General features: G+C 72.8%; 25 protein-coding genes and 1 riboswitch. Of the genes, 18 read left to right on the top strand and 7 right to left on the bottom strand.

Going from position 1 to position 25,647, the window contains the following annotated elements; translation table 11 throughout:
- Positions 1-91: 91 nt before the first annotated feature.
- Positions 92-538, bottom strand: coding sequence for an SRPBCC domain-containing protein (locus ACGFIQ_RS34530; RefSeq protein WP_088988232.1), 447 nt, complete (start codon positions 536-538; stop codon positions 92-94).
- A 189-nt stretch (positions 539-727) separates the two neighbouring features.
- Here ACGFIQ_RS34530 and ACGFIQ_RS34525 point away from each other — a divergent pair, with 189 nt between their 5' ends.
- Genes ACGFIQ_RS34525 through gltX form a run of 3 tightly spaced genes read left to right on the top strand, consistent with a single transcriptional unit; the run spans position 728 to position 4,811 of the window.
- Positions 728-2,077, top strand: coding sequence for a GH1 family beta-glucosidase (locus ACGFIQ_RS34525; protein ID WP_393250258.1), 1,350 nt, complete (start codon positions 728-730; stop codon positions 2,075-2,077).
- Positions 2,074-3,351, top strand: coding sequence for an MFS transporter (locus tag ACGFIQ_RS34520; RefSeq protein ID WP_393250256.1), 1,278 nt, complete (start codon positions 2,074-2,076; stop codon positions 3,349-3,351). The genes ACGFIQ_RS34525 and ACGFIQ_RS34520 overlap by 4 nt, the downstream gene beginning before the upstream one ends.
- A 50-nt stretch (positions 3,352-3,401) precedes the next feature.
- A complete protein-coding gene (gene gltX, locus ACGFIQ_RS34515; RefSeq protein WP_393250254.1) occupies positions 3,402-4,811 on the top strand; it encodes a glutamate--tRNA ligase in 1,410 nt (469 codons plus the stop codon).
- A 231-nt stretch (positions 4,812-5,042) separates the two neighbouring features.
- Here the strand turns inward: gltX and ACGFIQ_RS34510 are convergent, their stop codons facing one another.
- Positions 5,043-5,648, bottom strand: coding sequence for a copper resistance protein CopC (locus ACGFIQ_RS34510; protein WP_393250252.1), 606 nt, complete (start codon positions 5,646-5,648; stop codon positions 5,043-5,045).
- A 253-nt stretch (positions 5,649-5,901) separates the two neighbouring features.
- On the opposite strand from ACGFIQ_RS34510, the gene ACGFIQ_RS34505 reads away from it, so the two are divergent.
- Positions 5,902-6,549: a hypothetical protein gene (locus tag ACGFIQ_RS34505; protein WP_357070639.1), complete on the top strand. Its 648-nt coding sequence runs from the start codon at positions 5,902-5,904 to the stop codon at positions 6,547-6,549.
- A gap of 67 nt (positions 6,550-6,616) precedes the next feature.
- On the opposite strand, the gene ACGFIQ_RS34500 is transcribed toward ACGFIQ_RS34505, so the two are convergent.
- Positions 6,617-6,943, bottom strand: coding sequence for a hypothetical protein (locus ACGFIQ_RS34500; RefSeq protein ID WP_357522658.1), 327 nt, complete (start codon positions 6,941-6,943; stop codon positions 6,617-6,619).
- A 314-nt stretch (positions 6,944-7,257) separates the two neighbouring features.
- On the opposite strand from ACGFIQ_RS34500, the gene ACGFIQ_RS34495 reads away from it, so the two are divergent.
- The 8 genes from ACGFIQ_RS34495 (at position 7,258) to fabF (ending at position 14,884) form a co-directional block, all read left to right on the top strand.
- A complete protein-coding gene (locus ACGFIQ_RS34495; protein WP_393250326.1) occupies positions 7,258-8,457 on the top strand; it encodes a sensor histidine kinase in 1,200 nt (399 codons plus the stop codon).
- The gene (locus ACGFIQ_RS34490; protein WP_393250249.1) at positions 8,454-9,137 is read left to right on the top strand and encodes a response regulator; all 684 of its coding nucleotides are present in this window, start codon (positions 8,454-8,456) and stop codon (positions 9,135-9,137) included. The genes ACGFIQ_RS34495 and ACGFIQ_RS34490 overlap by 4 nt, the downstream gene beginning before the upstream one ends.
- Before the next feature lie 93 nt (positions 9,138-9,230).
- Positions 9,231-10,070, top strand: a complete 840-nt coding sequence (locus tag ACGFIQ_RS34485; protein WP_393250247.1) for a septum formation family protein — start codon at positions 9,231-9,233, stop codon at positions 10,068-10,070.
- Positions 9,962-11,365 carry a PucR family transcriptional regulator gene (locus ACGFIQ_RS34480; protein ID WP_393250245.1) on the top strand — a complete coding sequence of 468 codons (1,404 nt, stop codon included), beginning with the start codon at positions 9,962-9,964 and terminating at the stop codon, positions 11,363-11,365. Before ACGFIQ_RS34485 ends, ACGFIQ_RS34480 begins: the two co-directional genes overlap by 109 nt.
- 97 nt (positions 11,366-11,462) lie before the next feature.
- Positions 11,463-12,389, top strand: a complete 927-nt coding sequence (locus tag ACGFIQ_RS34475) for an ACP S-malonyltransferase (RefSeq protein ID WP_393250243.1) — start codon at positions 11,463-11,465, stop codon at positions 12,387-12,389.
- Complete coding sequence (locus ACGFIQ_RS34470; RefSeq protein ID WP_393250241.1) at positions 12,386-13,330, top strand: beta-ketoacyl-ACP synthase III; 945 nt, start codon at positions 12,386-12,388, stop codon at positions 13,328-13,330. Before ACGFIQ_RS34475 ends, ACGFIQ_RS34470 begins: the two co-directional genes overlap by 4 nt.
- 85 nt (positions 13,331-13,415) lie before the next feature.
- Entirely contained in the window at positions 13,416-13,655 is a 240-nt protein-coding gene (locus ACGFIQ_RS34465) for an acyl carrier protein (protein ID WP_030330276.1), read from the top strand.
- A 2-nt stretch (positions 13,656-13,657) separates the two neighbouring features.
- The gene (gene fabF / locus ACGFIQ_RS34460) at positions 13,658-14,884 is read left to right on the top strand and encodes a beta-ketoacyl-ACP synthase II (RefSeq protein ID WP_393250239.1); all 1,227 of its coding nucleotides are present in this window, start codon (positions 13,658-13,660) and stop codon (positions 14,882-14,884) included.
- A gap of 51 nt (positions 14,885-14,935) precedes the next feature.
- Here fabF and ACGFIQ_RS34455 read toward each other — a convergent pair whose 3' ends face one another.
- The 3 genes from ACGFIQ_RS34455 to ACGFIQ_RS34445 all read right to left on the bottom strand — a co-directional run bounded on the left by ACGFIQ_RS34455 (position 14,936) and on the right by ACGFIQ_RS34445 (position 17,523).
- Positions 14,936-15,154, bottom strand: a complete 219-nt coding sequence (locus ACGFIQ_RS34455; protein WP_112582579.1) for a hypothetical protein — start codon at positions 15,152-15,154, stop codon at positions 14,936-14,938.
- A gap of 55 nt (positions 15,155-15,209) precedes the next feature.
- Positions 15,210-16,943 (bottom strand): glycoside hydrolase family 3 protein, encoded by a 1,734-nt coding sequence (locus ACGFIQ_RS34450; protein WP_393250237.1) that lies wholly within the window; start codon positions 16,941-16,943, stop codon positions 15,210-15,212.
- Between the two features lie 88 nt (positions 16,944-17,031).
- Positions 17,032-17,523: a DUF3145 domain-containing protein gene (locus ACGFIQ_RS34445; RefSeq protein WP_357070672.1), complete on the bottom strand. Its 492-nt coding sequence runs from the start codon at positions 17,521-17,523 to the stop codon at positions 17,032-17,034.
- A gap of 309 nt (positions 17,524-17,832) precedes the next feature.
- On the opposite strand from ACGFIQ_RS34445, the gene ACGFIQ_RS34440 reads away from it, so the two are divergent.
- Positions 17,833-18,162, top strand: coding sequence for a hypothetical protein (locus ACGFIQ_RS34440; protein WP_007463527.1), 330 nt, complete (start codon positions 17,833-17,835; stop codon positions 18,160-18,162).
- Positions 18,163-18,400: 238 nt separating this feature from the next.
- Here the strand turns inward: ACGFIQ_RS34440 and ACGFIQ_RS34435 are convergent, their stop codons facing one another.
- Entirely contained in the window at positions 18,401-19,027 is a 627-nt protein-coding gene (locus ACGFIQ_RS34435; RefSeq protein ID WP_393250235.1) for a carbonic anhydrase, read from the bottom strand.
- A gap of 158 nt (positions 19,028-19,185) precedes the next feature.
- On the opposite strand from ACGFIQ_RS34435, the gene ACGFIQ_RS34430 reads away from it, so the two are divergent.
- The 5 genes from ACGFIQ_RS34430 to ACGFIQ_RS34410 all read left to right on the top strand — a co-directional run bounded on the left by ACGFIQ_RS34430 (position 19,186) and on the right by ACGFIQ_RS34410 (position 25,437).
- Complete coding sequence (locus ACGFIQ_RS34430; protein ID WP_393250233.1) at positions 19,186-20,130, top strand: alpha/beta fold hydrolase; 945 nt, start codon at positions 19,186-19,188, stop codon at positions 20,128-20,130.
- Positions 20,131-20,238: 108 nt separating this feature from the next.
- On the top strand, positions 20,239-22,353 hold the full coding sequence (locus ACGFIQ_RS34425) for a HelD family protein (RefSeq protein ID WP_393250231.1): 2,115 nt from the start codon (positions 20,239-20,241) through the stop codon (positions 22,351-22,353).
- A gap of 107 nt (positions 22,354-22,460) precedes the next feature.
- The gene (locus tag ACGFIQ_RS34420; protein WP_393250229.1) at positions 22,461-23,378 is read left to right on the top strand and encodes a cation diffusion facilitator family transporter; all 918 of its coding nucleotides are present in this window, start codon (positions 22,461-22,463) and stop codon (positions 23,376-23,378) included.
- A gap of 112 nt (positions 23,379-23,490) precedes the next feature.
- Positions 23,491-23,622: riboswitch (cyclic di-AMP (ydaO/yuaA leader) on the top strand.
- A gap of 5 nt (positions 23,623-23,627) precedes the next feature.
- Positions 23,628-24,698, top strand: a complete 1,071-nt coding sequence (locus tag ACGFIQ_RS34415) for a coiled-coil domain-containing protein (RefSeq protein ID WP_393250227.1) — start codon at positions 23,628-23,630, stop codon at positions 24,696-24,698.
- A 238-nt stretch (positions 24,699-24,936) separates the two neighbouring features.
- Positions 24,937-25,437 carry a hypothetical protein gene (locus ACGFIQ_RS34410; protein WP_393250225.1) on the top strand — a complete coding sequence of 167 codons (501 nt, stop codon included), beginning with the start codon at positions 24,937-24,939 and terminating at the stop codon, positions 25,435-25,437.
- Positions 25,438-25,647: the final 210 nt, after the last annotated feature.

The raw sequence follows: 25,647 nt of genomic DNA, 5'->3' as shown, positions 1-25,647 counted from the left end.
TGGGGTGGGGTCGGCCGGGGCGGTGGTCCGGGGCCCTGGCGGGGATCCGGACCACCGCCGTCGCGGGTGACGCCGGGAGGATGGGCGCTCGTCAGCCGACGGCGGCCAGGTCGGTGAGCCGGGCCAGCGAGTCCTCCAGGTCGGCGCCGACCCGACGCAGGCCGAGGCGCAGCAGGGCCGCCTTGACCGGGCCGGCCGGCCAGCGGACCACGATGAGCCGCACGATCGTCCCGCCCTCCTCCTCATCGGTGGTGAGCTGGACGTAGATCTCGGTGCGTGCCTCCGCCCGAGAGCCGGCGCCCTTGGCCCGTTCCCGCCAGCCGATCAACGTCGGCTCCTGGTAGGCGATCACCTCGGCCTCGTGCGCCGAGCCGCGCCCCGCCTGGACCAGTTGTCGCCGGCCGAAGCCCTCTCCCGAGAGCACTTCGGCCGCGCGAACCCCGGCCAGCCAGGCCGGCAACTGCTCGGCCCGCTGGACAACATCCCAGACCACTTCAATTGGCGCCGCCACGTGCGCACTGCGTTCAACGAGGATCATTTCCGTCTTTCCTCCGGTGAGGACATCCCACGATATCGGCACTCTATGCGCTAAATCGGACTTACCTGGACGGGTTCGGAAAAAGACACGCCGATCAACCATTGCGGATTGCGCCAGGCCGGCCTATGGCGCATTCATCGAGAGCGTCCTAAAGTCCCGAACACGTTTCATGTTGATCGGGAGGGGCGCATGTCCACCGCACCGATGCCCGAGTTCCCCGCCGGCTTCCGCTGGGGCGTCTCCACCTCGGCCCACCAGATCGAGGGCGCCAGCACGGCCGACGGACGAGGTCCGTCCATCTGGGACACCTTCGCGCACTCCCCCGGCCGGATCAGCGACGGCAGCAGCGGCGCGGTGGCCTGCGACCACTACCACCGGCACACCGAGGACGTCGCGCTGCTGGCCGGCCTGGGCGTGTCCGCGTACCGGTTCTCCATCGCCTGGCCCCGGGTGCGACCCACCGGCACCGGCCCGGCCAACCCGGCCGGCCTGGACTTCTACGACCGGCTGGTGGACGAGCTGCTGGCCGCAGGCGTCGACCCGGTGGCCACCCTCTACCACTGGGACCTGCCGCAACCGCTCGAGGACGTCGGCGGCTGGCTGCACCGCGACACCGCCGCCCGCTTCGCCGAGTACGCCGATCTGACCGCCGCCCGCCTCGGCGACCGGGTCCGGCTCTGGATCACCCTCAACGAGCCGTTCATCCACATGAGCCTCGGCTACGGCATGGGCGAGCACGCCCCCGGCCGGGCGCTGCTCTTCGACGCCTTCCCGGTCGCCCACCACCAACTGCTCGGACACGGGCTCGCCGTCGCCGCGCTGCGATCGCACACCACCAGCCCGGTGGCGATCGCCAACAACTACTCGCCGGTGCGGGTGCTCGGCGACCGCGACGCCGACCGGGCCGCCGGGGCCGCGTACGAGGTGCTGCACAACCGGCTGTTCACCGATCCGCTGCTCGGCCGCGGCTACCCCGAGCTGCCCGGCTTCGACCCGGGCGTCGTCCGCCCCGGCGACCTGGACACCATCGCCGCGCCGATCGACGTGCTCGGGGTCAACTACTACAACCCCACGGGTGTACGGGCCGCCGAGGAGGGTTCACCACTGCCGTTCGACCTGGTGCCGCTGGACGGCTATCCGCGTACCGCCTTCGACTGGCCGGTGGCCCCCGACGGGCTGCACGAGCTGCTCGGCTGGCTTCGCGACACGTACGGCGACGCGCTGCCGCCCATCGAGATCACCGAGGGCGGCTGCGCGTACGACGACGCACCCGACGCGCACGGGCAGGTGGCGGATCCGGAGCGGATCGCGTACCTCGACGGGCACCTGCGGGCGGTCCGGGCCGCCATCGACGACGGGGTGGACGTCCGCGGGTACTTCGTCTGGTCGCTGCTGGACAACTGGGAGTGGGCCGAGGGGTTCACCAAGCGCTTCGGTCTGGTGCACGTCGACTACGCCACCCAGACGCGTACGCCGAAGTCGTCGTACACCTGGTTGCGGGACGTGATCGCGGCCTCCCGGGACGGGTCGGCGCGGTGACCACCCTGGACCCGACGCCGGCGTCGCTGCCGGCGGCGCTCGCCGAGCCGACGGTGCCGGTGCGGCGCGGCTGGATCGGTCTGATCTTCGCCGCCAACCTCGGCGTGTGGATGGCGTTCTTCACGCCCATCCAGGTGCTGCTGCCGCAGCAGATCGAGCAGATCGCACCGGGCGACAAGGAGAACATGCTGGCCATGGTCACCGGCCTCGGCGCGCTGGCCGCGGTGCTCGCCAACCCCCTGGCCGGCGCGTTCTCCGACCGGACCTGCCTGCGGATCGCCGGCCGCGAGTTCGGTCGCCGGCACGTCTGGACGGCGGGTGGGGCCCTGCTCGGCGCGGCGGCCCTGGTGCTGCTGGCCCAGCAGCGGACCATCCTCGGGGTCGCCCTCGGCTGGGTGGCCGCGCAGGTCTGCTTCAACGCGATGCTGGCCAGCCTCAGCGCGGCCATCCCGGACCGGGTGCCGGTGACGCAACGCGGCGGCGTCTCGGGTTGGGTGGGCATCCCACAGGCGCTCGGGCTGGTGCTCGGCGCGGTGCTGGTCACCGCCGTGGTCACCGGCAACGCCGCCGGCTATCTGGCCATCGCGGTGGCGATCCTGCTGCTGTCGCTGCCGTTCGCGCTGCTCACTCCCGACGAGCCGCTGCCGCGTACCCATCGGCCCGTGGTGCGCACCCGGGCGTTGCTGGCCTCGATGTGGATCAGCCCGCGCCGGCACCCGGATTTCGCCTGGGCCTGGATCACCCGATTCCTGGTCCAGCTCGGCAACGCGTTGGGCACCCTCTACCTGCTGTACTTCCTCACCGACGGGGTGCACCACGCCGACCCCGAGGGTGGCCTGCTCGTACTGATCCTGCTCTACACGCTCGGCATGATGCTGACCGCCGTGGTGGCCGGCCGGCTGTCGGACCGCTCCGGACGCCGCAAGATCTACGTGATCGTCTCCGGGCTGATCATGGCGGTGGCGGCGCTGCTGCTCGCGGTCGCACCGGTCTGGCCGATGGCCATCGTCGCGGCGTTGCTGCTCGGCGCCGGCTACGGCGTCTACCTCTCGGTGGACGCCGCGTTGATCACCCAGGTGCTGCCCCGGGCCACCGACCGGGCCAAGGACCTGGGCGTCATCAACATCGCCAACTCAGCGCCGCAGGTGCTCGGGCCGGCCCTGTCCGCCCCGCTCGTGGTGTACCTGGGCGGTTACCCCACGCTCTACGCGGTCACCGCCGTGGTCACCCTGATCGGCAGCGCCCTGGTGGTGAAGATCCGTTCGGTGCCGTGAGTCGAGGCCCCTGGCGGAATGCGCTGGCCGGCCGCCGTAGGCTGGGGGACGTGACGGTACGTGTGCGCTTCGCCCCCTCCCCGACCGGTATGTTCCACGTCGGCGGTGCCCGCTCGGCACTGCAGAACTGGATCTACGCCAAGCAGCAGGGCGGGGTGTTCGTGCTGCGCGTCGAGGACACCGACGCGGCGCGCAACAAGCCCGAGTGGACCGAGGGCATCCTCTCCGCGCTGGACTGGATCGGCATCTCCCGGGGCAGCTACGAGGGTCCGTACTTCCAGTCGGAGAACGCCGGCGAGCACCGGGCCGCCGCCGCTCGCCTCTACGACTCGGGCCGCGCCTACTACTGCGACTGCACCCGCGAGGACGTGCAGGCCCGCACCGGCTCCCAGCACCAGGGCTACGACGGCTACCACCGCGACCGTGGCCTCGGCCCCGGCCCGGGGCACGCGCTGCGCTTCCGTACGCCCGACGAGGGCACGACAGTGGTGGTCGACCTGATCCGCGGTGAGCCCACCTTCGAGAACAAGCTCATCGAGGACTTCGTCATCGCCCGCGGCGACGGCTCGCCCGTCTTCCTGCTGGCCAACGTCGTCGACGACATGACCATGGGGATCACCCACGTGATCCGGGCCGAGGAGCACCTGCCCAACACGCCCAAGCAGCAGCTGCTCTGGGACGCGCTCGGGGTCAAGCCGCCGATCTGGGCGCACGTGCCGGTGGTCGTCAACGAGAAGCGGCAGAAGCTCTCCAAGCGCCGGGACAAGGTCGCCCTGGAGGCGTACCGCGACGAGGGCTACCTCGCCGGTGCGATGCGCAACTACCTGATGCTGCTCGGCTGGGCGCCGTCGGGCGACCGCGAGATCGTTGCCTGGTCGGTCATCGAGGACGAGTTCCGGTTGGAGGAGGTCAACCCCTCCCCCGCGTTCTTCGACGAGAAGAAGCTGCGGGCGTTCAACGGTGAGTACATTCGGGCGCTGTCCGTGCCCGACTTCATCGACGCCTGCCAGCCGTGGCTGACCGGCACCGGGACCATCGCGCCGCCGCCCTGGCAGCCGGAGGAGTTCGACGCCGACGCGTTCGCCGCGGTCGCCCCGCTGGCCCAGACCCGGCTCGCGGTGCTCAGCGAGATCGTCCCGAACGTCGACTTCCTCTTCCTCGCCTCGCCGCTGATCGACGAGGCCGCCTGGGCCAAGACGATGAAGGACGGCTCGGCCGAGCTGTTGGACGCGGCCATCGCGGCGTTCGAGTCGCTGGAGTCGTGGGACGCCGAGGCGCTGAAGTCGACGCTGGAGGCGGTTGGCGCCGAGCGTGGCCTCAAGCTCGGCAAGACACAGGCACCGGTACGCGTCGCGGTCACCGGCCGCACCGTGGGTCTGCCGCTGTTCGAGTCGCTGGAGGTGCTCGGTCGCGAGCGCACCCTGACCCGGATGCGCGCCGCCCGACTCCGTCTGGTCTGACCGTCGCTCGTCGACGCGTCGAGAACGGCGACGGGGTCGCCGCCCTCGCCCTCGCCCTCGCGCGTCGCCCTCGCGCGTCGCCCTCGCGCGTCGCCGGCGCAACTGCGCATCGCCCCGCCTTTGCTCTGCACCCCAATATGCGCCGGTCACAGACCGTAGCTGTCGCATCTGCGGGTGCAGAGCAAAGATGACTCATACCCCTGACCCACCGGGAGCGGTGAGATCAGCGGGTCACCGAACGCGTCGGCGCCGACGGAACATGAGGCCGGTTGCGAGTGCGGCGAGCAGCAGCAGGCCGCCGAACGCCCAGATCCACGGGCGACCGCCGGAGTCGGACTGCTCCGACGCCGCCGGCACCGCGGAGGCCGTCGAGCTGCCAGGTGTCGCCGACGCTGGCCCGGCGGAGGGTGTGCCGACGGCCGAGGGTGATCCGGACGGGCTGGTGCCGACGGCGGCCGACGGCGAGGCGGACGGGTCGGCGGCGGTCCCGGTCGTCAGGGTGAACCGCACCTCGCCCTTCACCGGGTGCCCGTCGCTGGACGCGAGCTGGTAGCCGACGACGTAGAGCCCCGCGGCCGTCGGCGTGAACGGCACCCGCACGCGGCTGCCGTCGAAGACGGGTGGGCCGCCAGCGACCACATTGTTCGGTCCCGTTATTGTGATCTTCGTCGTAGCCGGTGCCGGCTTGGCGAGGAAGCGCAGCTCGATCCGGGCAGGTGCCTTCGCCACTCGGGCGCCGTCGCGCGGATCGCTGCCGGTCAGCGAGTTGTGCGCGGCGGCCGGAGTTGCCGGCATCAGGAACGACACACCGAACGCCACGCCGAGCACCACTGGCATGACCCGCACCGTACGTGTAACCCTGCCCCCCATGAACCCCTCCGTAAGGGTACGATCCGCCCGCTGATCAAACGGCTCCTCATTAGTTGAGCAGAGATCGCAGATAGTTCCAATTACTGTTCCAGAAGCTGCAACCCATCGACGTTCTGCGGAGTCTGTAGGAGTAGGCCCGGCCATCTGGTCGATGCCCGCACCGGCAGACCGCTTCAGGCGTCACACCGAAGCCATCCATCGAACGGGGCGAGGAGGCGGGATGGTCCGACACATGAGGCGGTTGGCCGCCGTGCTGGCGGGCGCGCTGGCGACGGCGCTGCTGTCGCTCGGCACCGCCGGCCCGGTCTCGGCGGCGCCGAACACGGCACCGGCCGGGGTGGACATCACGGGCGAGGGGCTCGCCGCGCCACTGCGGCTGCGCGTGGACACCCAACCCGCCCACGTCGGCGCGGTCATCGACCAGGTCAACTTCCTGGGGCGCACCGGCATGCCGACCGGCCCGAAGCCGGCCGACCTCGGTCCGAAGTACACGGTCGTGGTGTTCGCCGGTGAGACGCCGCAGCAGACGTACGACCTCTATCCCCGGGCGGTCGGTGGCCCGCGGGTCTACCGGCCGGCGAAGCAGCCAGCCGGCAAGGCCAGCGCTGGCTGGTTCCTGGGACGGCTGAGCATGTCCGAGACCCTACGCACCGCCGGTGTGCCGCTGGAGCGGCAGTTCGACACGGTCAGCGGTGGTGCGGGCGGTGGCGAACGGGTGCTCCCGGAGGACACGCTCGACCCGGCGAAGGACCTCGACGACGCGCTTGGCGACCTGCAACGCCTGCTGCTGCTCAACGTCGGGGTGATGCTGACGATCACGGTCGGCCTGGCCGGGATCGCCCTGCTGATCCGCCGCCGCACCCGCTGACCCGCCGCACCCGCTGACCCGCCGCACCCGCTGACCCGCCGCACGCGCTGTCTCGCGCGGCGGGCGCTCAGCACCAGCGGCGTGGTGGGCGCTCCCGGCGGGTGGCCCGTGGGCGCGGCCGGACCGGGCCGTGCCGATGCGCCCCGGCCCAGCCGGGAAGTTCGCTGAGGCAACCAGCAGGAACGTCTGCGTCGGGCTCGGCCAGGGCGGCGCCCTCGGCGGAGCGCTGACGCGGGAGCGTGGTCTCGTCGTCCCGGCCGGTGAGCGGCTCCCCCGGGTGCCCCGTCGCGCCGGCAGCCGGCCGGCGGTGCTTGCCAGCCGCCTGCGGGTCGTGGTGCCCCGGCCGGCAGGGCTCGCCCTGGGCGCAGCCGTGCTCGGCCTCCCCGTGCGCCATCCCCGGTCTCCTCACGTTCGCCTCACCCGCGGGTGCTCCCCCGACGTGCCCCTGTCACCGTACTGGCCGGGACCGACGGGCCGCGCACGGCGTACCCGGGGCCGGCACCGGCCAGCTCGCGAAAACGACGGTGAGCGCGGAACCCTGCCGCGCAGTTCACAGCCTCTTTTCGCGCCGTTAATCCGGAGGCCGCAGACAGAGGGCGCAGACGGAGCCGGCCGGCTGCCGCGTACCCCTTTCGGTGCATGTCGACGCTGTCGGGCTCCTCCTCCGGTCGGTGTCCGGGGGTCGGCGGCTGTGGTGGGATCGTGGGTATGCGACCGCCACCGTGGCTCGGATCCGGCACTCTCGGGCGCGACCTCGCGCTCGCCGCCGCGTCGCTGGCCGGCGGCCTGGTGCTCTACTCCCTGGGCTGGCAGCCGCAGGTCCGTCCGGACACGGGCGTACCGTCGGCGCTGTTCCTGCCGCCGCTGCTGGTGATGTGCGCGGCCGTGGGCATGCGTCGGGTCGCCCCACGCGCCAGCCTGGCCGTGGGCACCGGGGCGCTGGTGGTGGACACCGCGCTCGGCAACTCGCTGGGCACGATCCTGGTCTACACGCAGGTGCTCTACGACGCCTGCGTGTACGGCCCGCCCCGGCTGTGGCGGTGGCTGCTGCGGGCGACCATCGGACTGAGCCTGCTCGGGGCCGTCGTCGGCGTGGTCTCCCTCGACAACTGGCGCGGGGTCACCATCGGGGTGCTGGTGGTGCTCGCCGGGCTGCTGCCGGTCCTGACCGGCATCAGCGTGCGGCAGTACCGCGACCAGGCCGTCGCCGAGCGGGCGCGGGCCGAGCAGACCGCCCGGCTTGTCGAGTTGGACCGCCGGCAGGCGGTCAGCGCCGAACGGGCCCGGATGGCCCGCGAGTTGCACGACGTGGTCGCCAACCACCTCAGCGCGGTCGCCATCCACGCCACCGCCGTGCTGTCCGTACCCGGCCTGGATCGCGGCCAGGTCACCTCGGCGTTGCACGTGATCCGGGAGAGCAGTGTGCAGGGTCTGGCGGAGATGCGTCAGATGATCGAGGTGCTGCGGGAGCCGGCGACCGGCGACGGTCCCGCGGGCGACGGCCGGGCGGGGCCGGAGGTGGTCACCGCCCGGCTCGCCGAGGTGGACGGGCTGGTCGAGCGGATCCAGGCCGCCGGCCTCGCGGTACGGGTACGCACCGACGGCACCCCGGGCCCGCTGCCGGTGGGGGTGGACCTCGCCGCGTACCGGATCGTGCAGGAGTCGCTGACCAACGCGCTCAAGCACGGTACGGGTGCGGCGAAGTTGACCATCGCGTACCGGCCGGCGGAGGTGGTGGTGACTGTGGAGAATCCGGTGCGCGCACCCGGGGGCGGGGTGCCGGGCGCCGGGGCCGGGCTGATCGGGATGCGGGAGCGGGTCACGCTGTTGGCCGGGCGGTTCACCGCCGGGCCGCGGGACGGGCGCTGGCAGGTCCGGGCCGCGCTGCCCACCGGGCAGGGCGGGTGACCGGGCCGGCGCGCGCACCGGAGGACGCGGTCGTCCGGGTGGTGCTCGCGGACGACCAGCCGGCGGTACGGGCCGGACTGGCCCTGATCCTGGGCGCCGCCCCCGACCTGGAGGTGGTCGGCGAGGCGGCCGACGGCGACGAGGCGGTGCGGCTGTGCCGGGAGTTACGCCCGGACGTGGCGGTGCTGGACGTGCGGATGCCCCGCCAGGACGGGATCTGGGCGACCCGGGCGATCGTCGCCGACCTGCTCGCGGACGTGCTGGTGCTCACCACCTTCGACCTCGACGAGTACGTCTTCGGCGCGCTGCGCGCCGGTGCGGCCGGGTTCCTGCTCAAGGACACCGACGCTGACGGCCTGGTGACCGCGGTGCGGACGGTGGCGCGTGGCGACGGGTTCATCGCGCCCGCGGTGACCCGTCGGTTGATCGCGGCCTTCGCGGCCGCCGCGCCGGGTGCGTCCGCGGACACCCGGGCCGCGCTGGGCACCCTCACCCCTCGTGAGCGTGACGTGTTGGCCTGCCTCGGGCTGGGCCTGTCCAACCAGCAGATCGCCGACCGGCTGGCGACGGCGGAGAGCACCACCAAGACGCACGTGAGCCGGATCCTGGCGAAACTGGGCCTGCGCAGCCGGGTACAGGCCGCGATCCTGGCCCAGGAGCTGGGCCTGCCGCCACCCTGATCGCCGCCGGTCCACCCTGGACTTTGCTGCCGCCCTGCTGCCGTACGATGCGCGCCATCGACGCCGACAGCGGCGGCCCGGAACGGAGACGACGTGCGACGGTGGTGGGGGACGACGGTCCTGGCGGTGCTGATGATGGGGGCGGGCGGCTGCGACAGCATCTTCGCCGACGAGTCGCTCCCGTCCTACACCCCCGAGGCGGGGGTGTGTCACGCCGTGGCCTCCGACGAGCGCAGCCCCGAGACGTACACGCCGATCCCCTGCTCGTCGAAGCACGAGGTGGAGACGTTCCTGGTCGGCCGGTTTGGTGGCGCGGACGCCGACGCGTCGGCGCCGCCGGCCGCCGGCACCGAGGGGATCCGCCGGGTGTACGAATCCTGCGACCAGGAGGCCGCCCGTTTCCTGGACGGCGAGTGGCGCGAGTCACGGCTGGCGATGCGGGTGCTGATCCCGTCGGCGGCGCACTGGGACGCGGGTGAGCGGTGGTACCGCTGCGACCTGCTGGAGATGCACGCGGTGGACCTGTGGATTCCCGAACCCCGGTCGAACAGCCTGCGCGGCGCGCTGACCGGTGATTCGCCGTTCCGGTACACGTGCTTCACCGATCCGACCGAGTCGGGCGATCTGCCGCCCGCCTCCTGCACCGGGCCGCACGACACCGAGTTCGCCGGCATCTGGCGGCCGGGTCCGGAGGTCGAGGCACTCACCGACGACAACACGGACGCGGGCTGCCTGTCCACCGTCTCGCGCTACGTCGGGTTGCCGGAGGGTGACGTGGGATACCGGTTCCAGGTGTTCTGGTTGACGCCGGAGGGCGAGCCCGAGTGGCTGGCGGGCAGGCTCGGCGTCCTGTGCTTCCTGCACAGCCCCGGTCCGGTGCTCAACGGCTCGGCGAAGGGTGGCGGTCGAACCCTGCTTCCGGCGGTCCGCTGACCGGTGCCGACGTGGTTGGCCTGGTCGCGACGTGTCAGGCTAGGGCGGTGAGTACGCCGGGGGGTGGAGAGCTGGCGGCCACGCTGCGCCGGATCGAGCGTTCGGCGGGTGCGTTGGCCACCTCCAGCGTGGCCCGGATGGATGAGACGCTGCCGTGGTTCCGGGCGCTGCCGGCCGACCAGCGCTCCTGGGTGATGCTGGTGGCCCAGGCCGGCGCCCGGTCGCTGGTGCAGTGGCTGAGCGAGGGTGGCGGCACCGCGGACAGCACCCAGGAGGTCTCCGACGAGGTCTTCGCCGCCGCCCCGCAGGCGCTGGCCCGGTCGATCACCCTCCAGCAGACCGTCGCGTTGATCAAGGTGACCATCGACGTGGTCGAGGAGCAGGTGTCGCACCTGGCCGCCGAGGGCGAGGAGCAGCAACTCCGGGAGGCGGTGCTGCGCTTCTCCCGGGAGATCGCGTTTGCCGCCGCCCGGGTCTACGCGCGGGCGGCCGAGTCACGCGGCGCGTGGGACGCCCGGTTGCAGGCCCTGCTCGTCGACGCGCTGTTGCGCGGTGACTCGCCCGACGTGTTGGCCAGTCGGGCCGCCGCGCTCGGCTGGGCGGACGCGCCGCCGGTGGCGGTGGCGGTCGGTCGATCGCCGGGCGGGGAGGTCTCCGCGGTACTGCACGTGGTCTACCGGCAGGCCCGCCGGATCGGTGTGGAGGTGATCGGCGGGGTGCACGGCGACCGGCTGGTGATCGTGCTGGGCGGCGCGGCGGACCCGCTCACCGCCACCGCCGAGTTGCTGAGCGCGTTCGGTGACGGGCCGGTGGTGGTCGGTCCGGCCGTACCGAGCCTGGACGAGGCGACCGAGTCGGCGCGGGCGGCGCTGTCCGGTTTCCGGGCGGCGCCGGCCTGGCCCGGTGCTCCCCGTCCGGTGCCGGCCGGGGACCTGTTGCCGGAGCGGGCCCTGGCCGGCGACGCGGAGGCTCGGCGGCGGCTGCGGCACGACGTGTACGCGACGCTGGTCCGCGCCGGGGGCGAGTTGCTGGCGACCCTGGACGCCTTCCTGGCCGCCGGTGGCACGCTGGAGAGCGCCGCCCGGGCGCTGTTCGTCCACCCGAACACGGTGCGTTACCGGCTCCGGCGGATCGCCGAGGTGACCGGCTTCTCGCCGCTGTCTCCGCGGGACGCGTTCGCACTTCAGGTCGCGCTCACCGTGGGTCGGCTGGATCCGGTCGTCCCGCTCACCTCGACGGTCTTGACTCAGACAATGACCCCGGCGAACCGGAAAACCATCCAAACCGAGGATTGATCCACGCCGATTCTTGTAGGAAACCTCCAAAGGTTCTAGTGCGGTTTGGTCGGAGGCGGCACAGCGTTACCCGCGCGAATCCGGGAGAGTCATAGGCGTGCTCGCCGTACTTAGTCCCGGCCAGGGTTCTCAGAAACCCGGCTTCCTGACCCCCTGGCTCGACCTGACCGGCACCGAGGCGCGGCTGCGCGAGTGGTCGGCGTTGGCCGGGGTCGACCTGACGCACCTGGGCACCGCCGCCGATGCCGACGAGATCATGGATACCGCCCGCACCCAGCCGCTGCTGGTCGCCGCGGCACTGCTCGCGGCCGAGCACCTGCCACTGGAGGGCGTCGACATCACCGCCGGGCACAGCGTCGGCGAGTTGAGTGCCGCCACCCTCGCCGGCGTGCTGACCGCCGAAGCCGCGATCACCCTCGCCGGCGTACGCGGCCGGGAGATGGCCGCCGCCTGCGCACTGGAGCCGACCGGGATGGCCGCGATGCTGGGTGGCGACCCCGACGAGGTGCTCGCCGCCATCGAGGCGCACGGGCTGTACCCGGCCAACCGCAACGGCGCCGGGCAGGTCGTCGCCGCCGGCACGCTGGCCGGTCTCGACAAGCTCGTCGCCGAGCCGCCGGCCCGGACCCGGGTCATCCGACTCAAGGTGGCGGGCGCGTTCCACACCCCGTACATGGCTCCGGCCGCGACCGCGCTCGCCGCGGTCGCCGCCGACATCACCCCCGCCGACCCGACCCGGACCCTGCTCTCCAACCTCGACGGCGCCGCTGTCGACAACGGCGCCGAGTTGGTGCAGCGCCTCGTCCGTCAGGTCACCGCGCCGGTGCGCTGGGATCTGTGCATGCGTACGCTGGCCGACCTCGGTGTCACCGGCGTGATCGAGCTGCCGCGCGCCGGCACGCTCGCCGGGCTGGTCAAACGGGACCTCAAGGGCGAGGGCGCCCCGGAGATCGTCACCCTGAACACCCCGGACGACCTGCCGGCCGCACGGGACCTGATCGCCCGCATCGGAGGTCGTTCATGACTGGCAGTCGCATCGTCTCGATGGGGCACTACCAGCCCTCACGGGTGGTGACCAACGACGACATCGCCCAGCTCGTCGACACCAACGACGAGTGGATCCGCGACCGCGTCGGCATCGTGAGCCGGCGGATCGCCGACAGCGAGACGGTGGCCGACATGGCCGCCGCCGCCGCCGGCAAGGCCCTTGCCAACTCGGGCCTGACCGCCGCCGACATCGACCTGGTCGTGGTCGCCACCTGCACGTCGATCGACCGCAGCCCCAACGTTGCCTGCCGGGTCGCCGCCAAGCTGGGCATCACCGCCCCGGCCGCGTTCGACGTGAACACCGCCTGCTCGGGCTTCGCGTACGCGCTGGGCACCGTCGACCACGCCATCCGGGCCGGCGCGTCGCGCAACGCGCTCGTCATCGGCGCGGAGAAGCTGTCCGACTTCACCGACTGGACCGACCGCTCCACCTGCATCATCTTCGCCGACGGCGCCGGTGCCGCGGTGGTCACCGCCACCGCCGACGACGAGCCGGCCGGGATCGGCCCGGTGGTCTGGGGTTCGGTGCCGGAGAAGAGCGACGCGGTCCGCATCGAGGGCTGGCGCCCGTACGTCCAGCAGGAGGGGCAGGCGGTGTTCCGCTGGGCCACCACCGAGCTGGCGCCGCTGGCCCTGCAGGCCTGTGAGCGGGCCGGGGTCGACCCGTCGGAGCTGGCCGCGTTCGTGCCACACCAGGCCAACACCCGGATCATCGACGGCATCGCCAAGCGGCTCAACATCCCCAACGCGATCATCGCGAAGGACATCGTCGAGTCCGGCAACACCTCTGCCGCGAGCGTGCCGCTGGCCCTGTCCAAGCTGGTCGAGCGCCGGGAGGTGCCCTCGGGCGCACCGGTGCTGCTGTTCGGCTTCGGCGGTGGTCTGACCTACGCCGGTCAGGTCGTCCGCTGCCCCTGAAGACCCCCTCCGGCGCGTACGCGTCGAGGAGTGGCGGTCGGCGACGCCGTCCGTCGGACAACCCCGATGAAAGGAACCAACCGCAATGACCCGTGACGAGATCACCACCGGCCTCGCCGAGATCCTCGAAGAGGTTGCCGGAGTGAACCCGGACGACGTGGCCGAGGGGAAGTCCTTCACCGACGACCTCGACGTCGACTCGCTCTCCATGGTGGAGGTCGTGGTGGCCGCCGAGGAGAAGTTCGGCGTCAAGATCCCGGACAACGAGGTACAGAACCTGAAGACCGTCGGTGACGCCGTCAGCTACATCGCGGCGCAGTCCTGATCATGAGTCGTCCTGACGTCGTCGTCACCGGGCTCGGCGCGACGACCCCGCTTGGCGGGGACGTCGCGTCGACCTGGGACGCCATGCTTGCCGGCCGCTCCGGGGTGAGTGCCCTCACCCAGGAGTGGGCCGCGCAACTGCCGGTCCGCATCGCCGCCCAGTTGGCCGTGGAGCCGTCCGAGGTGCTGGACCGGGTCCGACTGCGCCGACTGGACCGCTCCGAGGCGATCGCGATCATCGCGGCGCAACAGGCCTGGGCGGACGCCGGCCTCGCCGGGTCCGACCTCGACGGGGAGCGGTTGGCCGTCAGCGTCGGTTCCGGCATCGGCGGTGCCACCACCCTGCTCGCCCAGGACGACATCCTCGAAGCGTCCGGGCCGCGGCGGGTGTCCCCGCACACCATCCCGATGCTGATGCCGAACGGTCCGGCCGCCTGGGTGGGGCTGGAGCTGGGTGCCAAGGCCGGTGTGCACGCGGTGGCCAGCGCCTGCGCCACCGGCGCCGAGGCGATCGCGCTCGGTCTGGACATCATCCGCTCCGGCCGGGCCGACGTGGTGGTGGCCGGCGGCACCGAGGCGGTCATCCACCCGCTGCCGATCGCCGGTTTCAGCTCGATGCGGGCCATGTCCACCCGCAACGACGACCCCGAGCGCGCCTCCCGCCCGTGGGACCGGGGCCGGGACGGCTTCGTCCTCGGTGAGGGTGCCGGCATCCTGGTGCTGGAACGGGCCGAGCACGCCGCCGCCCGGGGCGCCCGGGTCTACGCGCGCCTCGCCGGGGCCGGCATCACGTCCGACGCGTACGACATCGTGCAGCCACACGCCGAGGGCGAGGGCGCGGTCCGGGCCATCGCCAAGGCCATCGCGGACGCGGACGTGGCCAAGCGGGACATCGTGCACGTCAACGCCCACGCCACGTCGACGCCGGTCGGTGACATGCTGGAGATCGGCGGGCTGCACAAGGCACTCGGCGACCACCCGGTGCTGTCCGCGACGAAGTCGATGACCGGTCACCTGCTCGGTGCGGCCGGCGCGCTGGAGTCGATCGCCACCATCCTGGCCATCCGCGACAGTGTCGTCCCGCCGACGATCAACCTCGACGACCCGGAGCCCGGTCTCACTCTGGACGTCGCGGCGCACAAGGCCCGCCACATGGACATCCCGGCCGCGTTGAACAACGCGTTCGGCTTCGGCGGCCACAACGTGGCGCTCGTCTTCGCCCGACCCTGAGATCCCGCGAAGGGCCCCTCCTCGTCGACGAGGAGGGGCCCTTTTCGTCGTTCAGCCTCGGTTGCGGGGGTGCTGTTTCGCGGTGCGCTCGTTGCCGTGGCGGTAGTTGCCGGTCCAGCGGGCCATCACCAACTGCGGGTCGTCGTCGACCTCGGCGAGGAACTCCGCGGCCCGAGCGCCGCGCAGCGTGCCGGCGACCCGGCCGTGGTGCGTGATCACCACCGTGCCGTCGGCCCGTTGCACGTGCCGGAATCCCGCTGCCGCTCCCATGGGGTCAGGTTGTCAGACCGGCCCGGGCGGGGGCGACCCGATTCCCGTCGACCGGTCAGTGCGCGCAGGTGGTGGCGGGCAGACCGGGCACGGCCACCGGGGACCGGCCTCCCGGCCGGGCCTTGCCGGCCAGCACGGCGGCCAGCGCGGTCATGGACGCCCGGCTGGAGGAGTACGTGGCCAGCAACGTCTGTGACTTCGCCTCACCCAGCACGTACGGGGTGTCCATGGCGACCGTGACCGCCGCGTCGGCGCGCAGGTCCTTGGCGCCGTCGCCGTAGCCCACCAGGTGCACGATCGTGCCGCCGCTGGGCTTGACCTGCACCCCGGCGGCGGTCAGTGCGGCGGTGAGAGTGGCCCGGGTGCCGTCCCGGCCGCCGGAGGAGGTGATGGTGACCGGGCCGGGGATCGCGCCGCCGCAGGTGCCGCGCAGCACGGTGACGGCGGCGGCGGCCAGCGCGTCGGCTGCGGCCCGGTGCGCCGGGGCGTTGAGCGTGGACATCTGCGCGGCCGGGGTCTCCGCGAGCCGGAACTTCATGGTCAGCACCCGGGTGACCGCCTCGACGAGCCGGGTCCGGGGCAGTGTTCCGCCGCGCAGCGCGGCGAGCAGCCCGTCGTACGCCTGGCCGACGTTCGGGGTCATCAGGATGAGGTCGTTGCCGGCGTTGAGCGTGCGGACCGCCGCCTCGCCGGGTGCCCAGCGCTTCGCGGGCGGCATGTTCATCCCGTCGGTAATCACCACACCCTTGAAGCCGAGTTGGCCGCGCAGCACGTCGGTGAGCAGCTTGTGGGAGAAGGTCGCCGGGGTCCCCGGGTCGATCGCGCGGGCGTCCAGGTGACCGGACATCACCGCCATCGCCCCGGCGTCCATCCCGGCGGTGAACGGCGGCCACGCGCCGCTCTGCAATTCGGCAGCGGACTGGGTGAGCACCGGCAGGTCCTGGTGCGAGTCGTCGGCACTGTGGCCGTGCCCGGGAAAGTGCTTCAGGGTGGCCGCGACCCCGGCCGCCTGGAGGCCACGGACGGCGCCGCCCACCTGCACCGCGGCCTGCTTCGGGTCGGAGCCGTACGACCGGGAGCCGATCACGGTGCTGCGGGTGGCCAGCACGTCGGCCACCGGGGCGAAGTCGACGTTGATCCCCATCGCGGCCAGTTCGGCGCCGGCGGCCTGCCAGGCGGCCTCGGTCAGCTTCGGGTCGCCGGCCGCGCCCGCCGCGAGGGCGCTGGGCAGCACGGTGACCCCGTCGGTCACGCGGGTGACGACACCGTACTCCTGGTCGGTGCCGATCAGCAGCGGCGCGGGCCCGGCGGCGAGCCGACCGGCGGCGGTACGCAGCCCGGTGGTGAGCTCGTGCACCTGCTTCGGGTTGTCGACGTTCGTGGTCTCCTGGTTGCCCTTGGTCGGGTCGTCGGCGCTGAAGCCGACCAGGATCAGGCCACCCAGCCGGTACTTGGCGATCATGTCGGCGGGGGTGTCGACCCCGGCGAGGGCCTGGTTGCCGGCAGCCGAGCCGGCGGAGACCTTCGTCGCCGAGTCGCCGTAGGCGTACGGCATCAGCACCTGACCGACGAGGTCTTCGTCGGACAGCGTGGCGACCAGGGCCGCGGCACGGGCGGCGGGGTCGTTGGCCGGTGTCGCGGCGGGGACGCTCGGGGCGGCGGTCGCGGCGGTCGGGCTGGGCGGCGGCGCGGGGCGCTCGGGGTCGCCTGAGCAGCCGGAGACGAGCAGAGCGGTCAGAGCGGCGACTGCGACGGCGGTGCGCCACGGGCGATTCGACACGCCGCCCATCCCACCAGCTTCCCCCTTATCGGGGCAACTTGACCTTACCGGTCGCCGCCGGCCCGACGGTGTGCGGCCAGCGGGCCGGCGGCCAGGATCAGCCGACCCGGGTGAGCAAGGTCACCGGAGCCCCGTCGCCGGCGTACCGGTACGGCTCCAGGTCGGCGTCCCACGCCGTGCCGAGCGCCTTGTCCAGGGCGTGCGCCAGCGCCTCCGGGGCCCGGGAGGCGACCATCAGCGCGCGTAGTCGGTCCTCGCCGAGTTGGATGTCGCCGGCCACGCCGACGGTGGCCCGGAACAGGCCGCGGGCCGGCACGTACATGAACCGTTCGCCGTCGGCGCCGGGACTCGGCTCCTCGGTGACCTCGAAACGGATCATGGGCCACTGCCGTAGGGCAACAGCCAGCTCGGCGCCCGTCCCCGGACGACCGGTCCACCCGCACTCGGCCCGGCGTGCGCCGGGATCGACGGGCTGAGCCGTCCACTGCAGGTTGACCGGCGCGGCTAGGACGCGCGCGATCGCCCACTCGACGTGCGAGCACACGGCGAGTGGGGTCGAGTGGACGTATACGACGCCACGCGTTGGCACGGTGACCTCCCGGGAGAGCGAGGTGCGTCTTCCCCTACGACCTCGTCCACCCAGGTGGTTGCTGCAACACATGATGACTCGTGTGACGCGTGGTGCGCCAGGGAATCGGAAAAAACGCCGGGTGGAATAGCCGGACGGGTGGCCGCCGTTGCCTCTCAGGACACCGCGACGACCAGCATGATGTCGTGGTCCTGTACAGTTCCATCGGCGGCTTATGCCGCGTTACATCTTCGCGGGTCGAGCGCAGTGTGGCCCGCACACAGCCCCCGGACGTCCAGTCCTCCCGTACGTCTTGCAAGGAGTACCTCCGTGGCGAGCAACACCTCTAAGACCGCGCGCGCGTCCGTCCGGGCCGGCCAGGCTGGCCAGGGTGGCGCCCTCAGCGTGCTGGGCGAGTTCAAGTACCTCATCCCGCTCAACGGCGGCAAGCACGCCTACGTGCGGAACCTGACCAACGGCAAGACCGCGCACCTGCGCACGGACTCCGACGCCTTCGTCGAGGAGATCCGCGTGCTGGCCGCCGCCGGCCACGCCGCCAAGATCCGGGCGGAGATCAACAACCTGGCTGCCGTTCACCCGAACGACGGCTGGGAGGCCACCGAGAAGCGCTTGGTCGCGGCCGGCGTCTTCGAGGGCTGAGCCCTCCCCCATCGCACCATCGACACCGCCCGCCGGGAGTTCCCGGCGGGCGGTTTCGCGTGTCCGGGGCGAGATCCACTCGGCTTCCCGAAAACCGGGGTGTCCCGGCAGGCCGGACACCCCGGGATCACGAAACCCGAGTCGATCAAGCGCTCGGCGCGCGGGCCGGTCGAGCGGCGTCGGGCGCGGGCCGGTCGAGCGGCGTCGGGCGCGGGCCGGTCGAGCGCGGCGGGCGGGTTCAGGCCGGGTCGAGCAGTGTGACCTCGCCGGTGGCCAGGTCGTAGAGGCCACCGGCCACGGCCACCCGTCCGGCGGCGACCGGCCCGGCGAGCAGGTCGTCGGCGCGCAGCGTGCCCACCGTTCGCCGGACGTGCCGACGGACCGCGAGCGGCAGCACCGCCGGGTCGTCGATCCCCACCTCGGTCACCGCCGGGGCGATCTCGTCCACCAGGTGCGCCAGCGAGCCACCGGGACGCTCCCCGGCGCGCAGCGCGTCCACGGTGGCGCCGACCGCGCCGCACCGCTCGTGACCGAGGACCAGCACCAGCGGTACGCCGAGCTGGCCGACCACGTACTCGATCGACCCGCACACCGCCCGGTCGAGCACGTGCCCACCGGTACGGATCACGCAGATCGCACCGAACGTCTGGTCGAAGATCGCCTCCAGCGGCACCCGCGAGTCGATGCAGCCGAGCACCACGGCGTACGGCTGCTGGTCGCCGGAGGCGGCGGCCGCGGCGGCCGTGACGTCGTGCCCGTGGATCGGCTGGCCGCTGACGAACCGCCGGTTACCGGCGAGCAGATCGGCCAGGGCGGCGCGCGGAGTGCCGCCGGCCTGCCGCCCCGGCCCCGACGTCCCGCCCATGGGCGCTCCCGAGGACCCCATGCCGTCCAGCTTGGCCCGCCGTCGGGCCCCACGGGCGGGGTCGGGAATGTTGGCCACGGCGTGATTGGTGTGCTGCCGTGGCGGGTAGCCGGGTACCAGTGGGACTGGTGGTGCCGGGCGGCCCTGGGGAGGTGGCGATGCCGGAGCGGTTCGAGGTCGGGCTGCCGGACGGCGTACGGCTCAACGTCGAGGCGACCGAGCCGACGGACGCCCAGGTCACCGCCGTCCTGTTGCACGGCTGGACGTTGGACGGGCGCGCGTGGCACCGGCAGGTCGACGCGCTGACCGCGGCGTTCGGCGGGTCGGTGCGGGTGGTCACCTACGACGCGCGGGGGCACGGTCGGTCCAGCTGCATGGCGTTGCCCACGGCCACCCTGGCCCAACTCGGCGACGACCTGGCCACGGTGCTCGACACGGTGGCGCCGGTCGGGCCGGTGGTCCTGGTCGGGCACTCGATGGGCGGCATGACGATCATGGAGTACGCCCACCGCCACGCCGCGCACTTCGCCGCCCGTACGGCCGGTCTGGTCTTCGTGTCGACCACCGCCGAGGGGCACACGCACACCGTCTACGGGCTCTCGCCCCGGATCGCCCGGTTGATCCGGTTGGCCGAGACGACAGGTGCCGGAGTGCTGGCCCGGTGCGGCTCCTGGCGAGCGCCCCGGGCGCTGCTGAACGCGCTGCGACCGAGCATCCGCTGGATGCTCTTCGGCGACCGCTGCGACCCCTCCGACATCCGCCTGGTGACCTCCGCGGTGGCTCGTGCGTCGCTGCGCTCGATCGGCGGGTTCCGCGCCTCCATCGGCACCCAGCACCGACTGGACACCCTCACCGCGTTGGCCCACCTGCCGGCCGCCGCCCTGGTCGGCGACCGGGACCGGCTGACCCCACCGCCGTGCGCCGAGTCGATCGCGGCGGCCCTGCCGGCCACCGAGTTGACCGTCTGCCCGGGTGCCGGGCACATGCTGATGATGGAGCGCCCGGACGAGGTCAACGCCGCCCTCACCGGCGTCCTGCGCCGGGTGCTCGCCGAACCGCCGCCCCGCAGCCGGGGGGCGACGCCCGCCGAAACGGGTGTCTGAGCGCGTTCCCGCACCTCGGGCGCGGCCGGCCAGGCGCGGGGCCGTACCCTTCTGCGGTCGGCTCGCGCGGTTCCCGCCGCCTGCCGGCGACCTTCGAAGGAGCGTGCGTTGACCGACCAGACCGGCCTGGAGCAGGAGATCGCCGTCGAGCAACGCCACCTCGACCGGGTGTACGCGCGACTCGCCGAACTGCGGCAGTCGGCGGTCCGAGCCGAGCGTGACGGCTACCGGATGGCCCGGGTGGGCACGTACGGCTCGTTGGTCGAGCGCGACGCGATGGTCTTCCACGCCGCGCAGCGGCGGCACGTCCTGGACGCCGAGTACGAGGGGCTGGTCTTCGGCCGGCTGGACCTGCGGGACCGGCAGGTGCTGCACGTCGGGCGCCTCGGCATCCGCGACGAGGACACCACCACGCTTGTCGTCGACTGGCGGGCACCGGCCGCCGCCGCCTTCTACCAGGCCACTCCGGCGCAGCCGCTGGACGTGGTGCGTCGCCGTACGATCCAGTCCCGCGCCGAGCGCGTCACCCGGATCGAGGACGACCTGCTGGACCCGAACGCCGCCCCGGAGGGGATGACCGTCGTCGGCGACGGCGCGCTGCTGGCCACCCTGTCCAAGGCCACCGGCCGGGGCATGCGCGACATCGTGGCGACCATCCAGCGGGAGCAGGACGAGGCGATCCGCTCACCCGGTTCCGGGGTGACGATCGTCGCGGGCGGCCCCGGCACCGGCAAGACCGCTGTCGCGCTGCACCGGGCCGCCTTCCTGCTCTACTCCGACCGCAGCCGGTACGCCGGTGGCGGCATCCTGGTGGTCGGCCCGTCGTCGGTCTTCGTGGAGTACATCGGTTCGGTGCTGCCGTCGCTCGGTGAGGACACCGCGACCCTGCACTCGCTGGGCACCCTGTTTCCGGGAATGAGCGCCACCCGCACCGACCCGCCCGAGGTGGCGGCGGTGAAGGGCTCGCTGCGGATGCGCCGGGTGCTGGAGCGGGCGGCCCGCGACGCGGTGCCGGGCGGCCCGGGCGAGCTGCGGCTGCTCTACCGGGGCACGTTGCTGCGGCTGGACCGGGCGGCGCTGGACCGGATCCGGGACCGCGCGCTGCACCGGGGTGCCCGACGCAACGAGGTCCGCCGGGCCGGCTTCGACGGGATCTTCGCCGCGCTCTGGGCGCAGGCCCGTGAGGTGGGCGTTCGACTGCCGGAGCAGCGGACCTTCGAGGCGGAGATCGCCGAGCGGTCGGAGTTCCGCGAGTTCCTCAAGGCGTGGTGGCCCCGGCTGCACCCGCGGCACGTGCTCGGCTGGCTGGCGCGGCCGGACCGACTGCGGCGGTACGCCGGGGGGATCCTCTCCGGCGCGGAGATCCGGCTGCTCACCGCCGCGTACCGGAACCTGGACTCGGACGGGTTGACCATCGCCGACATCGCGCTGCTGGACGAGTTGGACGCCCTGCTCGGCAAGCCGGCGCAGCCGGCCAGGGCCCGGCGTGACCCGTTCCAGTTGGCCGGCGGCGTCCGCGAGCTGAGCACCGCCAGCGACCGGCAGCGGGCCGCCCGCGCGGCGGCGCGGGAGCGTCCGGAGGACTACCGGGACTACGCGCACGTGGTGGTGGACGAGGCGCAGGACGTCTCACCGATGCAGTGGCGGATGGTCGGTCGGCGGGGTCGGCTGGCCTCCTGGACGGTGGTGGGTGACCCCGCGCAGACCGCGTGGACCGGCGACCCCGACGAGTTGGACCGGGCCCGGGACCAGGCGCTGGGCCGACGCAAGCGGCACGATTTCACGCTCACCACCAACTACCGCAACTCCGCGGAGATCTTCGCGGTGGCGGCGGCGGAGATCCGCCGGCTCTACCCCGACCTGCCGCTGCCGACGGCGGTGCGCTCCACCGGGGTCGATCCGGTCGAGCTGGTGGTGCCCGCGACGGGGTTGGAGACCACGACCGTGCAGGCGGCCGCCGGCCTGCTGACCGAGGTGGAGGGCACGGTCGGGGTGATCACGCCGGTCCCCCGCCGGGACGAGGTCGCCGGTTGGCTCGCCGCGCTCGACGCGCCGCGCCTACAGGTGGTGACCAGCCTGGAGGCCAAGGGCATGGAGTACGACGGAGTCGTGCTCGTCGCACCGAGCGAGATCCGGGCGGATCCGGGTGCCGGGGTACGCACCCTGTACGTGGCGCTGTCCCGGGCCACGCAGCGACTCACCACCATCGACCCGACCGGCTGATCCGTGCCCGCTCGTCGCACGGGCCAGCGGCCGACCTGACACTTGCACACATAGCGATGTGAACATACATTTGACCGGGCCCCGGCCGGCAGCGGAAGGTGGATCTCGTGGGCGCAGGTCATGACCACCACCACGGGTCCGTCGCCAATGCCGCACAGCAGCACCGGGGCCGCCTCTGGGCGGCGTTCGGGCTGCTCGCCACCCTGATGGTGGTCGAGGCGGTGGCCGCCCTGCACACCGGCTCACTCGCCCTGCTCTCCGACGCCGGGCACATGTTCACCGACGTGCTCGGCATCGGGATGGCGCTCGCCGCGATCACCGCCACCCGACGGGCCACCGGCGACCCGCAGCGCACCTTCGGGCTCTACCGCCTCGAGGTGCTCGCCGCACTGGCCAACTCCGTCCTGCTCTCCGGCGTCGCGATCTACGTGGTGATCGCGGCGATCCGCCGCTTCGGCGACCCGCACGAGGTCGTCGCCGGCCCGATGCTCGTGGTGGCCGTGCTCGGCCTGCTCGCGAACGTCGCCGCCTTCGCCCTGCTCCGCGCCGGCGCCCGGGAGAGCATCAACCTGCAGGGCGCCTACCTGGAGGTGCTCGGCGACCTGCTCGGCTCACTGGGCGTGATCGGCGCGGCACTGCTCATCGCCGTCACCGACTGGTGGTGGGCCGACCCGCTGGTCGCGGTCGCCATCGGCGCGTTCATCCTGCCGCGCACCTGGCGGCTGGCCCGCGCCGCCGTCCGCATCCTGGTGCAGGCCGCCCCGGAACACCTCCAGGTGACCGCCGTGCACGACCGGCTGGCCGCCGTCCCCGGCGTGGTGGAGGTGCACGACCTGCACGTCTGGACGCTCACCTCGGGCATGGAGGTGGCCTCCGCGCACCTGACCATGGCACCCGGCGCGGAGGTCGGCGCGGTGCTGACCGCAGCGCGTACCGCCCTGCACGACGACTTCCGGATCGAACACGCGACCTTGCAGATCGAGCCCGGCGCCGCCACCGGGGCCTGCGGCTCGATCGAGTGGTAACACCCGTTTCCGTGATGACCTGCGCACCTTCCGTCACATCGGCTGCAGCGGCCCCACCGGCACCGGTAGGCTCGGTCCCGGCCTCCACCAGGCGGCGCCCTCCAGGCGCCGGTGGCGGTCGCCGCCTAATCGCCCAACCAGGCGAACCGGGGAACCACGTTCCTGGGGTGCATCCGCGTCAGCGGTAGGGATCTTCCGTCCCGAACCCGTCAGCTAACCCGGTCGGCGGCTGACGGAAGGACATGCGCAGTGGCACCAGCACGACCACCCGCCGCCCGACTGGCGGCCCTGATCGTCGCGATGTTCGCCCTCGGCGTCGCGATCCCGGCCGGCACCGCCTCGGCCGCTCCCCCGACCGGCCTGCGGGCCGCCGCCGCACCCGACACCGACGAGGAGGGCGGCACCCCGTCGCTGCGCGCCCAGCTCGAAGCCGCCAGCAAGGGCTACCTGGACGCCAAACGCGCTCTGGACACCTCGGTGCGGCGGCAGCAGCAGCTCGCCACCCAGCTGAAGACCATCGAGGTCGAGCTGGCCCAGCGCGACGGCAAGGTCGGCCAGATCGCCGGCGTGGCGTACCGCACCGGCCGGCTCGGCGCGGTGTCGGCGCTGCTCAACAGCAGCAGCCCGGAGGGCTTCATGGACCGGGCCGCCGCCCTGGAGGCGGTGGCCGCCAACGAGGACCGGGTGCTGCGCGACCTGCTCGCCACCAAGGACGAGGCCAATCGCACCCGGGCCGCCCTCAACGGCGAGATCACCGAACAACGCAAGCAGGTCACCGTGATGGCCAAGCGCAAGGAGCAGGCCGAACGCGCCCTGACCGTCGCCAACACGCCCAAGCCGCCGCAGACCACCGCCGACACCAGCTCCAACCGGGGCACCTCCACCGCCAACGCGAAGGCGGCGCCGCGCAACTCCGACGGCTCCTGGCCATCCGAGTCGTGCAGCGTCAACGACCCCACGCCCGCCAACGGCTGCATCACCCCGCGCACCCTGCACGCGCTCAACCAGGCCAAGGCCGCCGGCTTCACCCGGTACGTCTCCTGTCACCGCCCCAGCGGCTCCGGCGAACACCCGAAGGGCCGGGCCTGCGACTTCGCCGCACAGACGAGTGGCTTCGGCGGCAACGCCACCGGTGGCGACAAGACGTACGGCAACAACCTGGCCGCGTACTTCATCCGCAACGCCGACCGGCTCGCCGTGCTGTACGTGATCTGGTACCGGCAGATCTGGCTGCCCAGCAGCGGGTGGAAGTCGTACAGCGGCGCCAGCGGCACCCCGTCCACCGACCACACCAACCACGTCCACCTGTCGGTCTACTAGACCCGCCCCCGGTCCAGGGGTGATCCACTCTCGTTCGCCAACTCCGGGGTCTCCGGGACGACGGGACACCCCGGAGTTGGCGATGTGGTGTCGATCATGAGGGCGGGTCGTCGCCAGGCCCCGGCTACGTCGCCAGGCCGGGTGATGTCGTCGGCAGACCGGGGTACGTCGCCGGGCGTACCCCGGATGTCGTCGGCGGTCGGACGACCCGGCACGGGCCGGCGGGCAGCATCGCGGTATGCGTCGGATTCCACCCACCGCCCGCAAGGGGCTCCTCACCCTGCACCTGGTCACCTCGCTCGGCTGGCTCGGTGCCGACCTGGTGCTCCTCACGCTCGGCATCGCCGTCCAGCGGGGCGCCGACCCGGCGGTGGTCTACCCGGTCACGGCGCTTGTCGGCACGGTGCTGTTCGCGCCGTTGAGCGTCCTGGTCTGGCTGATCGGCGTCGCCAGCGCGCTACTCACCCCGTGGGGTCTGTGGCGCTATCGCTGGGTGGTGGCCAAGCTCGTGCTCACCACGGTGATGGTCGGGCTGGTGCTGTTCCTGCTCACGCCGAATCTGCGGCACGCCGGTGCGGTGGGCGCCGCCCTCCCCGCACGGGACCGCGTCGACCTGGTGATCGCGCCCGCGGTATCGACCATCCTGATGATCATCGCGACGGTGCTGTCCACGTACAAGCCGTGGGGCCGCCGCCCAACCACCCAACCCGCCCTCTCGGGGCACGGCCGCAACCCGTGACCGGGCGACCGCAACCGGGCCACCGCAACCGGGCCACCAAGATCGCGCCACCACGACCGGGCCACCAAGATCGCGCCACCACGACCGGGCCACCAAGATCGCGCTAAAACCAGGATGTCAACGCCGTTGCGTTTAGCGCTGTGGCCTGGAGGCAAGCCCTTTGTCGAAGGTTGTGATGGTGGCGTGGAAGGTGTAGGTCTGCGGGGTTAC

It is taken from the genome of Micromonospora sp. NPDC048898 (assembly GCF_043198035.1).
Lineage (GTDB): Bacteria > Actinomycetota > Actinomycetes > Mycobacteriales > Micromonosporaceae > Micromonospora.
Note: the sequence above shows the minus strand (reverse complement) of the source record. Positions and strands in the feature narration are given on the sequence as shown.

Excerpts from the sequence above, each read along its gene's own strand:
- ACGFIQ_RS34465 (WP_030330276.1), top strand. The coding sequence starts at position 13,416 with ATGACCCGTGACGAGATCACCACCGGCCTCGCCGAGATCCTCGAAGAG.
- ACGFIQ_RS34470 (WP_393250241.1), top strand. The coding sequence starts at position 12,386 with ATGACTGGCAGTCGCATCGTCTCGATGGGGCACTACCAGCCCTCACGG.
- ACGFIQ_RS34450 (WP_393250237.1), bottom strand. The coding sequence starts at position 16,943 with ATGGGCGGCGTGTCGAATCGCCCGTGGCGCACCGCCGTCGCAGTCGCC.
- ACGFIQ_RS34525 (WP_393250258.1), top strand. The coding sequence starts at position 728 with ATGTCCACCGCACCGATGCCCGAGTTCCCCGCCGGCTTCCGCTGGGGC.
- ACGFIQ_RS34495 (WP_393250326.1), top strand. The coding sequence starts at position 7,258 with ATGCGACCGCCACCGTGGCTCGGATCCGGCACTCTCGGGCGCGACCTC.
- ACGFIQ_RS34505 (WP_357070639.1), top strand. The coding sequence starts at position 5,902 with ATGGTCCGACACATGAGGCGGTTGGCCGCCGTGCTGGCGGGCGCGCTG.
- ACGFIQ_RS34500 (WP_357522658.1), bottom strand. The coding sequence starts at position 6,943 with ATGGCGCACGGGGAGGCCGAGCACGGCTGCGCCCAGGGCGAGCCCTGC.
- ACGFIQ_RS34410 (WP_393250225.1), top strand. The coding sequence starts at position 24,937 with ATGCGTCGGATTCCACCCACCGCCCGCAAGGGGCTCCTCACCCTGCAC.
- fabF (WP_393250239.1), top strand. The coding sequence starts at position 13,658 with ATGAGTCGTCCTGACGTCGTCGTCACCGGGCTCGGCGCGACGACCCCG.
- ACGFIQ_RS34435 (WP_393250235.1), bottom strand. The coding sequence starts at position 19,027 with ATGGGCGGGACGTCGGGGCCGGGGCGGCAGGCCGGCGGCACTCCGCGC.
- ACGFIQ_RS34530 (WP_088988232.1), bottom strand. The coding sequence starts at position 538 with ATGATCCTCGTTGAACGCAGTGCGCACGTGGCGGCGCCAATTGAAGTG.
- ACGFIQ_RS34430 (WP_393250233.1), top strand. The coding sequence starts at position 19,186 with ATGCCGGAGCGGTTCGAGGTCGGGCTGCCGGACGGCGTACGGCTCAAC.
- ACGFIQ_RS34510 (WP_393250252.1), bottom strand. The coding sequence starts at position 5,648 with ATGCCAGTGGTGCTCGGCGTGGCGTTCGGTGTGTCGTTCCTGATGCCG.
- ACGFIQ_RS34455 (WP_112582579.1), bottom strand. The coding sequence starts at position 15,154 with ATGGGAGCGGCAGCGGGATTCCGGCACGTGCAACGGGCCGACGGCACG.